Annotated in this window: 1 protein-coding gene; it reads right to left on the bottom strand. The window is 38.6% G+C overall.

The genetic code is table 11. The features are described 5' to 3' along the window. Window positions 1–141: 141 nt before the first annotated feature. Window positions 142–690: hypothetical protein (locus tag ACFILO_RS09630; RefSeq protein ID WP_375678230.1), on the bottom strand; the 549-nt coding region annotated here is incomplete at its 5' end.

The raw sequence follows: 690 nt of genomic DNA, 5'->3' as shown, positions 1-690 counted from the left end.
TAAAGGGTATGATTATTAATTACACGCGTTTCATTTGTGAGTGCAAACTTCTTTTGCATGAGCACAATTCCTTTATAGAGATTTAAATTTTTAAATGAGATGTTTAAAGGAGGGCGCCCCCGCCGCGCCCGCGCGTGTCATTTACGCAGCATCACTTTCATATTCGCTGTCATTATCATCGTCATAATACCCTTCAAAATCAGCATAATACTCATGACGATAATAATCATCTTCGCTACCAAACTCAGGATATGCATCATCACAGATATCTTCATTAGCTGTTAAAGAGGCATTGCTATGAATATATGAAGAACCAGAGATAAGAGCATCACAAATAACGGCATCATCAAAAACACGCGATTCATCACAAATGTAAGCAGAGCCACTTATTTTTGCATTGCCTCCGACATGAGCATCATCACAAATGACAGCATTATCGGAAATATGAGCATGATCAGTGACACGGGCGTTATCATAAATTTGTGCATTGCCTTCAATTACAACGGCGTTGTTAGCATGCGCATTGCCTGAAAGTTTTGCATTGTCCTTTAATGTCATACCTTCAAAAATAGCATTCCCATAAATTTGCGCATTACCATAGACATCAACAAAAAAGCTTTTTACTTTAGCATTTCCAAAGACGCGTGCATTTTGAAAGACCCGAGCTTTATTATACACCCAGCAATTACC

Source organism: Bartonella sp. AP72JLCBS (assembly GCF_042195705.1).
Taxonomy (GTDB): Bacteria; Pseudomonadota; Alphaproteobacteria; order Rhizobiales; family Rhizobiaceae; genus Bartonella.
Note: the sequence above shows the minus strand (reverse complement) of the source record. Positions and strands in the feature narration are given on the sequence as shown.